Source organism: Weizmannia sp. FSL W8-0676 (assembly GCF_038593015.1).
GTDB classification, from domain to species: Bacteria; Bacillota; Bacilli; order Bacillales; family Bacillaceae_C; genus Weizmannia; species Weizmannia coagulans.
In genome coordinates this window covers 501908-514304 of record NZ_CP151954.1, presented here as the reverse complement: position 1 = coordinate 514304, position 12397 = coordinate 501908, and the positions used below count along the sequence as shown (strand labels likewise).

Genomic DNA, 12397 nt, shown 5'->3' with positions numbered 1-12397 from the left:
TCGATAGTTCTTGATAACGAATTAGGGCTTGCTGAACGAATCCGATTATGGCTTGTATCTGATTTGTCAGCAAGCTCTACCTCAATATCATAGGAGAATGCATCTGCGAAAATGCTTTATTCTGTCCTCTCTGTATGTTGAATCAGCTTTAGAGTGCAAAGTTTTTCCTGCATTTTTTATAAAACCCTTGCATTTAAAGTTCGGCCAAAGCTGTCAGTATCCTTACCAAGTCTAGGACTTTTGCTTATTCAGCAAGCCCGAATTACAATGGGCATTGCATCAACTGTCTCTCAAAATAAATGCAGCTGAAAGCGGCGCCATTTTTTCGTAATAACGAACAAAATACTTTCTTTTTCGCAACATTCCTTTGTTTTCCTTGCTTTTTAAAAATATATTGAGAACAAATTGTTTTATATTACGAACAATTCGTTTTTCACTGGGGTGATTTATCCGGAAACAGCAAGAAGCCCTGTCTTTCAGAGATAGCCTTCTGAAAGACAGGGCGATATATTCACAATCCTTGAGCGCCTGCCAAAAGACCGGGGGTTGCCCTTCCGAAAAGCAGCCAGTATTTTACTTTAACAGCCCATACGCTTTTTTGTACACCGTATTTGCAATTTCTTTATGCCCTTTGTCATTGGCAAGCCAGCCATCGCTTTTGCCCGTGGCCGCTTTCTCTCCTTTCTGGCCGTGTGTATCGGAACGGTTCAGCCAGACAGATTCAATATTGGCAACAGGAACACCCTTTGCTTTCCCCACCTCTTCAATGGCGCGGTCATAAGTAAAAGACAACTGCCCGCTGTTCCAGGTGGTGAGCAAAATGATTTTTGTTTTCTTGCCGGTACTCTTTCTGATTTCATCCACAAAATGTTCGAGATCTTTCTTAAATTGGCCGGCAGAAACGTAAGTGTTTTTGGCATTCCGGTTCAGATCAAATGTACCGAACTCAATCGTCACAAGATCAGGATGATTGAAAATAATATGGGGAAGACTGTCTGCCCCATGTTCCTTCAGGCCGGCCCCGCTCTTGCCGTAGCCATTGATGGTCTTCACTTTATATCCAAGGCCTTGGTGAATGCGCGCAGCCAACAAAGCGGCATACGTTTTGCTTTTTTTCGTTGCAAAATCCCCTGCTGTCAGGCTGGAGCCGACCGGTAAATACACCAGTTCTTTCCCTTTATGTTTTTCGTAAATCTGTTTTGCCGCGCTTTCCTTTGCTGCCTTTGCCTCCAGGCTGCGCTTCTTTTCTTTTGCCAAGTCTTTTTTATATTGCTGCTGTGCTTTTTCAATCGTTTTTCCGGTGTTCGCCTGATAATACCAGTTACCGATTCCCAGCACACCAGCCGTAATGAAAAACAATAAAACGACGAGCCATCCTTTTTTTCCCAAACTGCCGTCCTCCTGAATGGTTTCTGAGACTATTATACAAGATTTGCCTGTAAGAGGGAAAAAGGATAGGATGTGGTTGGGTATCCAAAAAAACTTGCTTTGCCGTATCCCATTACACCATGGATGCCTTTATTAAAAAAGCCCGTGGATTTTTGGCAAAAAATGAAAGTTTCCGATAGTTAGGCGGGGGGAAAACAATAACAAGGGCGGAGCATACCAAAAAGAAAATTCTGCCTGTATCGTGCAGATGAACGAGAAGCCGGGAAATCATGAAACCTGATTAAAAGAGGAGGGGAAACAACCATGAAACGATTGCTTCCATTTATGTCAGCTTCAGACGGCAAAGATGCAGGGGGCACGGCAGCAAACGATAACGTTTCTGCATTTTATTTTGAGGAGAACGGCGGTATTCCGAATAATCCGTTTCTCCCTGTGCTCATTTACCACGGTGTTTTTAAAGGACGGACAGACGAAATTGAGAAAGTGTTTCAAAAAAATAATTGGGGAAACAACTGGGTATGGACCATTTTCCCTTACCATCATTTCCACAGCAATTCCCATGAAGTGATTGCGGTACGGAGCGGCCATGCCAAAGTGCAGCTTGGCGGCCCTCAAGGTAAAATTTTTACAATTTCTGAAGGTGATTGTGTGCTGTTGCCGGCCGGAACCGGGCATAAACGGATTGAGTCAGGAGGCGGGTTCGCGGTGACAGGGGGTTATCCGGGCGGGCAGGATTATGATACCCAAATGAGGGCAGATGAAACCTTGCGCGAAAATATCCGCAAAACCGGCATGCCGGAAACCGATCCCGTGTTTGGAAAAAACGGGCCGCTTTTTTCCTACTGGACCCCTGAACCGGGCGGCAAAGCAAGATAAGCGGCAGTTCGCGGGCAGAAAGGCCTCCAGGGCAGGCTGGTTCCAGCGCAAAAGATGAAATTTCTTTCTCGTTTGCATTCCATATTGCATAAAATGAAACCCAACTTGAAAGACTAGCCTTGTATTCTTTACAGAAATGGGTGTGAATTATGAAGGAAATTTTGGAACAAGTGAAGGAAAAGCTCGAAAACGCTTATAATCATCCCGATTCAGCAGATTTAGATGCCTGCATCCGGCAGCTTCAGGATGCCCGCCAGCAGTACGGGGACAAAGGGACGATGATTGAAGATGCCATTACGGCGATCGAACAGGCGAAGCATTCGATCCCGGAACACCGCCATGCAGGTACTGATTCGGCGGCAGGCGCATTCGGCCAGGCATACAACGCCCTTGAGCATGCCATTGAGTCTTTCTCTGAAACGGAAAATAATGATCCATTTTAAAAGGCAGATTTTTAAAAACAGCATCGTGCTCCATTCAAACCTTGGATTTTCCAAGGTTTTTCTGTTATTCCATCCATGTAGCGCGAACCGGGCAACGATTTTGGCCAAGGAAGCCAATACTCTCCAAATGATTCCGCAATCGCGGTTTCAGCAATTTCTCCCATGCATCCCTTCAGCATTGAAGACATGAAACGCATGTATGACACGAATTTCTGGGGCGCCGTATACGGGACAAGGTTAGCCGTCCAGCATTACAAAAGCCGCGGCGTGCCCGGCGCTGTGATCAATATCGGCAGCCTGTTCGGCGACCGCGGAACCGTCATCCAGTCCACCTATGCTTCCTCTAAATTTGCGTTGCACGGTTTTACGGAAAGCATCCGGATGGAACTTGAAAAAGAGCATGCGCCCGTTTCGATTACGCTCGTTCACCCCGGCCGGATCGATACGCCGTATAATGAGCATGCGTGCAGCTACCTTAAGAAACAACCGGCGCATTATATGTCCATGATTTACCCGCCTCAAGCCGTCGCGGAAGCCATCCTGTTTGCAGCCGAGCACCCGAAGCGGGATATGTATGTCGGATCGCAGGCAAAAATGGTCGCAGTCTTAGGCCGCTTCTTGCCACGGTTCATGGATAAATTAATGGAGCTGACCATGTACCGGACGCAGCACAGCGACCGGCCGTCAAAGTCGAAAGCGGACAGCGCCCTCTACCATCCGGGTTACGGCCTGCATGAACGGGGCACGAATAAAGGCTGGATGCGCAGAAACAGTTATTATGTCAAGATGAGCAAATATCCGCTTGCATCAGCCGCCATAGCTGCATTTGTCGGGGCAGCGCTCTGGGCTGCCGTTTCAGCCAGGCAAAAAGATTAAGGGGCAAGCCACCTTGACCGCAGGGTGGCTTGTTATGGTTGACATTCCGCTGTTTTTTTACTGATGGCCGCCAGTTTTCACTGATTCTGGTCACTCGATAGGCTATGTTTACATAACCCCAATTTTGAGAGTGTTTTTTCCACGTCCTCTCTTTTCCCTGGCTTTAACTGCTCTCCCGGCTTTTCCCAACTTCCCGGGTTTCCCATGGCGTTTCGTTGATACCAGGCTTGCATCCCTTCTTGCATCGACAAAAAAGGAAGGCGCCGCCTCCCTTATGATTCCGCCATCTTGATGATCCGCGCCGGGTTTCCGCCGACGACTGCATTGTCGGGCACATCTTTGACCACGACGGCTCCGGAAGCGATCACCGCGTTGTTGCCGATCGTAACGCCCGGGTTAATCACCGCGCGTCCGCCGATCCAGACGTTATCGCCAATTTTCACCGGTTTGGTCAACTCCAGGCCGGACACGCGTGTTTTTGCATCAAGCGGATGTGTTGCCGTATAAATATGGACACCCGGCGCCAGCATGCAGTTTTTCCCGATTTCAACCGGTCCCCCGTCTAGAATTACACAATCGAAATTCGCATAAAAATTCTCCCCGACATGAATGTTAAACCCGTAATCGCAGCGGAAATCAGATTCGATAAAGAGGCATTCCCCCGTCGAACCGAATAATTTTTTCAACAATGCTGTCCGGGTTTCCAAATCGGTTTCGTCCGTTTCATTGAACGTACGGACGAGGCGTCTTGCATTAAGCCTCGCCTGCGCGAGTTCCGGGTCTCCCGCATTGTACAACTTCCCGGCAATCATTTTTTCTTTTTCTGTACTCATGGGCCGGCCTCCGTTTATCCCTGTTTTTTCTTCGGTACATATTCAAAAATTTTTCCGCTCTCAAAAAAATCCACAAGCCGCGAAAGCCAATCATAATATTCCGCAAGATTGCCGAGTTCATTTAAGAAGTTATTCAGCTGTTTTTCCATTTCCGGCGGCAGTTCTTCATTGGCCTTCAGTTCCGCCAATTCACGCGCAAATTTTTTTTCAAAAAATTTGTTGCGGTGAATGATTTTCTGCAAATTGGACGTGAAAATGGTAACAAACGTGTCGTAAAAATCGAGGCCGACATTGTAAAGATCTTTCCGGACCCCTTTTTCAAACACTTTTTCTGCGATATTCATATCGACCATTTCGCGGACTACCTGGCTCATCCTTGTCTTGCTCATGCCTGTTGCCTGGGACAATTCATCGAGTGTCATCGGCCTGTGGTTCATATAGATAATGCCGAGGACACGCCCGACGGTTGGCGGGATGCCGAAAGCACGAATATGGTCCGCAATTTTTTCGATATATTGTTCCTTCGCCTGGACAACCTTGTCCAACGTCTTTTCTTCCATCTCTTAGAAATGCTCCTTTTGGCCGCTTTTTCAAATGCCGGAAAAAGGTACCGTAAAAAATGAATAACAAATCGCCTTCAATTACAATATATATCATCTATATAATAAGTACAATACGTAAACTTTTCATTTTACAAATTTTACGTTATACTTATATTGTAACCAATCTTTAACCAAAAAAACTGGAGGTGCGAAAATTGTTAAAGTTTGACCACGTCTCGAAAATTTATAAGGGCGGCAAACGCGCCGTGGACGATTTGAATCTCGAATTCGAATCCGGCCGCTTTATCGTTTTTATCGGCCCGAGCGGCTGCGGTAAAACGACCACGATGAAAATGATCAATAGGCTGATTGAACCAACAGAGGGTACCATTTATATCAATGGCAAAAACATCAAAAATACGGACCCCGTCAAACTCAGAAGAGAAATCGGGTACGTGATTCAACAAATCGGTTTATTCCCCCACATGACAATCCAGCAAAACATCTCTCTTGTCCCGCGATTACTGAAATGGCCTGAAGAAAAACAACGGGAGCGGGCCAAAGAACTGCTCCAGCTCGTAGATATGCCTGAAGAATTTTTGGACCGTTACCCGCATGAATTGAGCGGCGGCCAGCAGCAGCGTATTGGCGTTTTGCGGGCACTGGCGGCAGACCAGCCGCTCATTTTAATGGATGAACCGTTTGGCGCGCTCGATCCGATTACACGCGACAGCCTGCAGGACGAACTGAAAAAGCTGCAAAAGGAACTTGGCAAAACCATCGTATTTGTCACCCACGACATGGATGAAGCAATTAAACTTGCCGACCAGATTGTCATCATGCGCGACGGCAAACTGGTCCAAACTGGCACGCCGGATGAAATTCTCCGCGAACCGGCCAACGAATTTGTGGAAACGTTTATCGGCAAAGAACGGCTGCTTCAGGCCCGGCCGAATATCCAGACCGTTGAACAAATCATGAGCCCGAAAGCCGTTACAGTCACAGGCGATAAAACATTAACAGAAGCCATCCAAATCATGAAAGAACGGCGGGTTGACTCCCTGCTTGTCGTGGACAGCCGGAAAGTGCTCCTCGGCTATATCGATGTCGAAATCATCGACCGAAACCGCAGGAAACCGGTTCTTGTCAAAGACATGGTGGAAACGAATTTAATCGCGGTGGAAAAAGATACCCTCATCCGCGATACCGTCCGGAAAATTTTAAAACGGGGCATTAAATACGTGCCTGTTGTCGACCATGAACACCGGCTTGTTGGCATTGTCACGAGAGCAAGCCTTGTCGATATCGTTTACGACTCCATCTGGGGCGAAGAGGAAGCCGTATCTGAAATCATCAGTTAGGAGGAAAAATCATGGAAGCCTTCATGCAGTTTATGGAAGCCAACTGGAGCGAACTGTTGTTCAAAACATGGCAGCATTTCTATATCTCCATTACGGCTGTCATCCTGGGCATCGTTGTCGCTGTTCCGCTTGGCATCTGGCTGACAAAATACCGGCGGGCGGCACATATCGTGATGGGCATAGCGGGCGTTGTCCAAACTTTCCCAAGCCTTGCCATTTTAGCCTTCTTCATTCCGATCTTCGGCATCGGAAAGCTTTCCGCAATTGCGGCGTTGTTTTTCTATTCGGTCCTGCCTATCTTGCGGAACACGTACACCGGTGTAAAGGGGATTGACCCAAAACTGGTGGAAGCAGGGCGCGGGATGGGGATGACCGGATGGGAAAGAGTGATCCATTTGGAACTGCCCCTTGCCATCCCTGTGATCATGGCCGGCGTCCGCCTGTCCACCGTTTACTTAATCGGTTGGGCAACCCTTGCTTCCTTTATCGGTGCAGGCGGCCTCGGAGACTATATTTTCAGCGGCCTCAATTTATACCAGCCGGAAATGATCGCAGCCGGCGCAGTACCGGTAACCATTTTGGCGCTTATCGTGGACTATCTGTTTGGAAAGCTTGAAACGATTGCCACCCCAAAAGGTATCCGGAAACAAAAACAGGCCGCTTAGAAAGGATGACGGCACATGAAAAAGTTAGCAGCCCTCTTGCTTATTTTCTGCTTAAGCATCTTTGCGGGCGGCTGCACCCTGCCAGGCCTAAGTGCCGCAGACAGCCAGTCCGTAAAGATCGGCATGACAAACTCAACAGAAACACAAATTATCGGTTATATGGAAAAAGATATGATCGAACATTATACCGATATAAAAGTCGATATGGTCAATAATCTTGGTTCGTCGATTGTGCTCCATAAAGCGATGACAAGCGGGCAGATCAATATTTCCGCTGTCCGTTACACCGGGACGGATCTTTCGGGCGCACTCGGCATGGAACCGGTAACCGATCCGGAAAAAGCATTAAAAATTGTCAAACAGCAATTTGAAAAACGGTTCCACCAAACATGGTTCGACTCTTTCGGATTTGCCAACACATATGCTTTTACCGTTACCAAATCCTTAGCAGACAAAGACCACTTGACAAAAATTTCCCAATTAAAACCAGTGGCAAAAGATTTGCGGCTTGGCGTGGATAATTCCTGGCTGAAACGGAAAGGCGACGGTTACGACGGGTTTGTGAAAACGTACGGATTTACCTTTGGAAATACGTACCCGATGGAACTCGGGCTTGTCTACAAAGCCGTCAAAAGCGGGAAGGCGGATGTCGTCCTTGCCTATTCAACCGACGGAAGGATCAATGCATACAACCTCGTTATGCTGGAAGATGACAAACACTTTTTCCCGCCGTATGACGCCTCCCCTGTCGTACGGGACGACACGTTAAAACAACATCCTGAACTCAGGAAAGTTTTACAAAAGCTTGTTGGAAAAATTGATACGAAAACAATGCAGCAGTTGAATTATGAAAGTGACGTCGAAATGAAAGAACCATCGACGGTGGCAAAAGAATTTCTGGAAAAACACCATTACTTTGAGGAGGGGTGATCATGGAAACGATCAGAAGCGTACTTCATTATTACGGGGAAAACGGCAACTATGTATGGGTACAGTTTTACCGCCATTTCCTGATGTCGGCATATGGGGTTCTGTTTGCAGCGGTCGTCGCGATTCCGCTCGGGATTTTCATGGCCCGCCGCCGCAAGCTGAGCGCTTGGATTCTCACCCTTGCCAATATCATTCAAACGGTTCCGTCGTTGGCGATGCTGTCCATGCTGATGCTCGTCATGGGGCTCGGCACCAATACGGTCGTACTTGCCCTGTTTCTTTACTCGCTTTTGCCGATTTTAAAAAATACGTATACCGGCATCCTCAGCGTGGATCAATTTTTGCTTGAGTCCGGCATGGCAATGGGGATGACAAAGTTCCAGATCATGCGGATGGTGGAACTTCCGCTTGCATTGTCTGTCATTATGGCCGGCCTCAGGACCGCGCTCGTGGTTGCAATCGGGATTGCAGCCATGGGCACATTTGTTGGCGCAGGCGGACTCGGTGATATCATCGTCCGCGGAACTAGCGTCTCAAATGGCACATCCATTATTTTAGCCGGTGCAATTCCGACTGCCTTGATGGCTGTCGCCGCCGACTTTATCATAGGCTGGATTGAACGCCGCCTTTCCCCGGTAAAAAAGAAAACACGCAAACAGACCGTAGAACAGGCAGCATAAAAGGATCCCCCGCGGGGACGCGGGGGATCCTTTTTGATAGGCATTACCGGACGGACCCGGTACAGCTTTGTGCCGGATGTTGCGGTCGTGTTCGTATCCTTTTGATGTGCAATTGCAACATCTCTATCCTGGAAATTTATGCCTGCTGTTTTTTATCCCTCTGCTGATACATGTCCGCTACAGCATGGGCGTCTATTGCATTTCTCGTATCCGTGCTGCCGGAACTGCGGCTCAACGGTTCACCGGGTTTCTTCCCCGATACGTCTCGAATGGCCGCTTTGCCCGGCTGACGAGCGCCGGCAATCCAACTTGAGAACCCGGAGTGGCCTCTAAAAACAGGCGGTTTTTCTGGAGTAGGCAAAGGGCAGTTTTCCAATCCGGGCGCTTCCTATTTTTCAATTACCTGCAAAATTTTCACATCCCGGGGTGAGAGCCGGACCGTTTCTGATTCAGTATGCCCGTTAATCAGTTCCGGGTACGTGCCACCTGCATTCACAAACTGAACCTGATCTGTGTGGTTAAGCAGGAACAAGTATTTTTCATTTCCATTTTTGCGCACTGCTACTTCCACGCCACGAGGAGCATCCAATGCCGGCCGGACATCCGCTTCCTTTAAAATTTCTTTTAAAAGAGAAGACAAATATTGTTCATCCGGCTGTGTCCCGATATAATAAGCTTTTCCTTTTCCGCAATGATGCGCGGTGACAGCAGGCGACCCGGCCAAATAGCCGTCTTTGAACCAGGCCAAAGCTTCGGCGCCTTTCAAGTGGATCTTTTCCTCCCACACGCGGATAGCCGCATCGCCATACCCGGTCCGGATTTGATGTACTGCCCCCTTTTTCATCGGCGCAAACTCTTCAACATAAATGCCAAGAATATCCCGGTACGCGCCCGGATAGCCGCCAAGATACACACGGTCGTTTTCATCCGCAATTCCGCTGAAGAAATTGGTGGCAAAATAACCGCCGTTTTCGACATAGGCTTTTACTTTATCCGCAAATGTCTTTGTCACCCGGTAACTTGCCGGCGCGAAAACCACTTTATACCGGTCCATTGCCTCGTCCGGGTGAATAAAATCGACACCAATGTTTTGGGTATGAAGCACCCTATAAAACGGCAGAAGCTGTTTGATATAGGTTACAAGCGAAGAAGGTTTTGAATCGAGTTCCAACGCCCACCAGTTTTTCCAGTCAAAAACAATCGCAACATCGGATGCATATGCTGAACCCGTTACCTTTTCCAAATTTTTCAATTCATTGCCGAGTTGTACCACTTCCCGGAAATTCCGGCTTTCTTCATCCCCGGAATGCGGCACCATCCCGCTATGGAATTTCTCCGCACCGCCCTGGGATGCGCGCCATTGGAAAAACATGATGCCGTCCGCCCCGTGCGCAGCCGCTTCATAACTCCAAAGCCGCATCACACCCGGTGCTTTCACAGCGTTTTGCGCCCGCCAGTTCACCGCGCCGGCTGCCTGTTCCATTAGCAAAAACGGCTGTTTTTTCAAACTGCGCGTCAAATCATGGGCCATGAATTGCGCATACGGGATGTCCTCAAACGGATCTGGGTAGGCATCCCATGTCACAAGATCCATTTCTTTCGCCCAATGGAATCCGTCCACCGGTTTGTGCAGCCCCATTAAATTTGTCATTACCGGCACATCCGGCGTATATGCTTTCAGGATATCGCGTTCCATTTTATAAAGTGCAAGCAGTGAATCATCCATAAAGGCTTTGTAATCGAGCTGTTGCATCGGATTGGCAAAAGTCGGCGTTTTCCCTGGCAGACAGATTTCTTCCCATTCATAATAACGCTGGCTCCAGAAGTCTGTTGACCAGCTTTTATTCAAGTTTTCAATCGTCCCGTATTTTTCTTTCAACCACTGCTGGAATGCGTGCTTACAATGATCGCAGTAGCATTCGGAAATATGGCAGCCGTATTCGTTGTTCACATGCCACATCACAAGCGCCGGATGGTTTTGATAACGTTCCGCAATTTTCTCAACCAGTTTTCCGGCAAGCCGCGCATAGTCTTTGCTGTTCGGGCAATAATGCTGGCGCGACCCCGGCAAAAAGCGCGACCCGTCCTTGTCAACCGGAAGCGAATCGGGATATTTCCGCGACAGCCATGCCGGCGGTGCCGCAGTTGCAGTGGCCAGGTCCGCCCCGATGCCGTTTTCCGCAAGCATATCCATGATTTTATCGAGCGTTGAAAAATCATATGTTTCTTCATCCGGCTGCAGCCTTGCCCAGCTGAAAATGTTGATGCTTACATAATTGACGCCGGCTTTTTTCATCAGCCGCATGTCTTCTTTCCATACAGATTCATCCCATTGTTCAGGGTTGTAATCCCCGCCGTAATAAAATTTTTCATGTTTTTTTAGCATCACGCATTCCTCCAAGTTGTCCGTTATTTAAGTACACGCCACCCTGTAAATTCCAATGCTTCAATGCTTCCTTTTTTGAAAACGTTACCATAAACCAACACCATCGTACTACAATTTTACGCAAAAATCAATAAAAATTTAAACTTTTTAACTTCCTTTTTGCATAATTTTTACGTAAATATTTTGCAGAGGAAGCGTTCATTTACTGCTTTCTCTTATGGCAAGTTTTGTCCCCAGTCTGACTTTTTTAGGGATTTCCCGGCTGTTTATACGTTCCAGCAACAATGCCACCCCTTCTTCGCCCATCACTTCGGTATACACTTTTACTGTGCTCAAGGCGGGAACCGTATATTGGGACACACTTACGTCATTAAAACCGATCAAACTCACTTGTTCCGGAACCCGGATGTTATTTTCATGAAGGGCCTTTAAACTGCCGATCGCCATCGGATCATTTGCAATAAAAAAAGCTGTCGGCAAATGATCCCCCCTGTTCCTAATAGCAGAAATCATTTGCTGGTAGCCGGCACGAACATCATATTTCCCTTTAAAATCAAAAACATCTTCTTTACGATAGAGCCCTAACTTTTGCATATATCTGGTATATTCAAGACTGCGCGGATCAATTCCGGAATTCATTTCATCCTCAGCCAACGACCCGATATATCCAATCCGCTGATGCCCCTGTTGTACAAAGTAATCAATGACATCTTTAACTGCCTGTTCAAAATCTACCATAACCTGATCAGCACTTCCCACCTCATAATAAGTATCCACAAAGCAAATCGGTTTTTGAAAAGATTGAAGCACTTGAATCTGCTGTTTTGAGAATTTCCCAATCGCTAAAATTCCTTCCACATCACCCGGGATCTTTTCGTATTCGGCATAAACCCGGGAGATGGACAAGCCGTGTTCCTCTGCGTATTTTTCAGCCCCCAAGCGGATGGACATATAGTAAATATCATTCAGTTCTTCTTCCTGCGAGCTCCATTGTACAATTGCGATTTTTTCCCTCCTGGCCGTTTTTTTGTTTATATGTTTTGTATAGTTCAGACTTTCGGCTGCTTCAAATATTTTTCGCCTTGTTTCATCAGATGCCACTACCTTATCATCATAATTCAGAACTCTGGACACGGTTGCAATGGATACCCCCGCCATTTTGGCAATATCAGCCATTGTCGCCATAATAACCACCTTATCCTTTACGAAAACTATATGTAAATTTTTATTTATTTTTACGTAAAAAACTCCGCTTATGTTTATTGTAAACGGAACAATTCGTGATAATCAAATTTTTTATAAAATATTTTTTAACTTATCTTATGAAAAAACAGGGACCTTACGCTGTGCAGTCAAAAGAGCCTGCCTCTTGCTTCTTTTTTGATTCCCCGGCCTTTGCTTTTGAACCGGGCAAAC

The 12397-nt window shown here is 47.1% G+C and carries 11 protein-coding genes and 1 pseudogene; 7 read left to right on the top strand and 5 right to left on the bottom strand.

Annotated elements, in window-relative coordinates:
• Window positions 1-573: 573 nt before the first annotated feature.
• Window positions 574-1389: an SGNH/GDSL hydrolase family protein gene (locus tag NST20_RS02450; RefSeq protein ID WP_013858392.1), complete on the bottom strand. Its 816-nt coding sequence runs from the start codon at window positions 1387-1389 to the stop codon at window positions 574-576.
• Between the two features lie 303 nt (window positions 1390-1692).
• Here NST20_RS02450 and NST20_RS02445 point away from each other — a divergent pair, with 303 nt between their 5' ends.
• The 3 genes and pseudogenes from NST20_RS02445 to NST20_RS02435 form a co-directional block, all read left to right on the top strand.
• Window positions 1693-2265, top strand: a complete 573-nt coding sequence (locus tag NST20_RS02445) for a cupin domain-containing protein (protein ID WP_328196995.1) — start codon at window positions 1693-1695, stop codon at window positions 2263-2265.
• Between the two features lie 149 nt (window positions 2266-2414).
• Complete coding sequence (locus tag NST20_RS02440) at window positions 2415-2708, top strand: hypothetical protein (RefSeq protein ID WP_017551903.1); 294 nt, start codon at window positions 2415-2417, stop codon at window positions 2706-2708.
• A 174-nt stretch (window positions 2709-2882) separates the two neighbouring features.
• Window positions 2883-3584 (top strand): annotated as a pseudogene (locus tag NST20_RS02435) (SDR family NAD(P)-dependent oxidoreductase); the annotation flags it as partial.
• 272 nt (window positions 3585-3856) lie between these two features.
• Here the strand turns inward: NST20_RS02435 and NST20_RS02430 are convergent.
• Window positions 3857-4417, bottom strand: a complete 561-nt coding sequence (locus NST20_RS02430; RefSeq protein ID WP_029142384.1) for a maltose acetyltransferase domain-containing protein — start codon at window positions 4415-4417, stop codon at window positions 3857-3859.
• A gap of 14 nt (window positions 4418-4431) precedes the next feature.
• Window positions 4432-4977, bottom strand: a complete 546-nt coding sequence (locus tag NST20_RS02425) for a GbsR/MarR family transcriptional regulator (RefSeq protein WP_013858383.1) — start codon at window positions 4975-4977, stop codon at window positions 4432-4434.
• Window positions 4978-5174: 197 nt separating this feature from the next.
• On the opposite strand from NST20_RS02425, the gene NST20_RS02420 reads away from it, so the two are divergent.
• The 4 genes from NST20_RS02420 to NST20_RS02405 are packed head-to-tail and all read left to right on the top strand — an operon-like array spanning window position 5175 to window position 8595.
• Window positions 5175-6320 (top strand): betaine/proline/choline family ABC transporter ATP-binding protein, encoded by a 1146-nt coding sequence (locus tag NST20_RS02420; protein WP_019720481.1) that lies wholly within the window; start codon window positions 5175-5177, stop codon window positions 6318-6320.
• An 11-nt stretch (window positions 6321-6331) separates the two neighbouring features.
• Window positions 6332-6985 carry an ABC transporter permease gene (locus NST20_RS02415; RefSeq protein WP_328228963.1) on the top strand — a complete coding sequence of 218 codons (654 nt, stop codon included), beginning with the start codon at window positions 6332-6334 and terminating at the stop codon, window positions 6983-6985.
• A 15-nt stretch (window positions 6986-7000) separates the two neighbouring features.
• A complete protein-coding gene (locus tag NST20_RS02410; RefSeq protein ID WP_061575027.1) occupies window positions 7001-7915 on the top strand; it encodes an osmoprotectant ABC transporter substrate-binding protein in 915 nt (304 codons plus the stop codon).
• 2 nt (window positions 7916-7917) lie between these two features.
• Complete coding sequence (locus NST20_RS02405) at window positions 7918-8595, top strand: ABC transporter permease (RefSeq protein ID WP_342399995.1); 678 nt, start codon at window positions 7918-7920, stop codon at window positions 8593-8595.
• Window positions 8596-8983: 388 nt separating this feature from the next.
• Here the strand turns inward: NST20_RS02405 and NST20_RS02400 are convergent, their stop codons facing one another.
• Window positions 8984-10981: a beta-galactosidase gene (locus tag NST20_RS02400; RefSeq protein WP_342399994.1), complete on the bottom strand. Its 1998-nt coding sequence runs from the start codon at window positions 10979-10981 to the stop codon at window positions 8984-8986.
• 198 nt (window positions 10982-11179) lie between these two features.
• Window positions 11180-12166, bottom strand: coding sequence for a LacI family DNA-binding transcriptional regulator (locus NST20_RS02395; protein ID WP_013858377.1), 987 nt, complete (start codon window positions 12164-12166; stop codon window positions 11180-11182).
• Window positions 12167-12397: the final 231 nt, after the last annotated feature.

Coding starts and splice junctions, on each gene's coding strand:
- NST20_RS02445 (WP_328196995.1), top strand. CDS start 1,693: ATGAAACGATTGCTTCCATTTATGTCAGCTTCAGACGGCAAAGATGCA.
- NST20_RS02440 (WP_017551903.1), top strand. CDS start 2,415: ATGAAGGAAATTTTGGAACAAGTGAAGGAAAAGCTCGAAAACGCTTAT.
- NST20_RS02430 (WP_029142384.1), bottom strand. CDS start 4,417: ATGAGTACAGAAAAAGAAAAAATGATTGCCGGGAAGTTGTACAATGCG.
- NST20_RS02425 (WP_013858383.1), bottom strand. CDS start 4,977: ATGGAAGAAAAGACGTTGGACAAGGTTGTCCAGGCGAAGGAACAATAT.
- NST20_RS02415 (WP_328228963.1), top strand. CDS start 6,332: ATGGAAGCCTTCATGCAGTTTATGGAAGCCAACTGGAGCGAACTGTTG.
- NST20_RS02410 (WP_061575027.1), top strand. CDS start 7,001: ATGAAAAAGTTAGCAGCCCTCTTGCTTATTTTCTGCTTAAGCATCTTT.
- NST20_RS02405 (WP_342399995.1), top strand. CDS start 7,918: ATGGAAACGATCAGAAGCGTACTTCATTATTACGGGGAAAACGGCAAC.
- NST20_RS02400 (WP_342399994.1), bottom strand. CDS start 10,981: ATGCTAAAAAAACATGAAAAATTTTATTACGGCGGGGATTACAACCCT.
- NST20_RS02395 (WP_013858377.1), bottom strand. CDS start 12,166: ATGGCGACAATGGCTGATATTGCCAAAATGGCGGGGGTATCCATTGCA.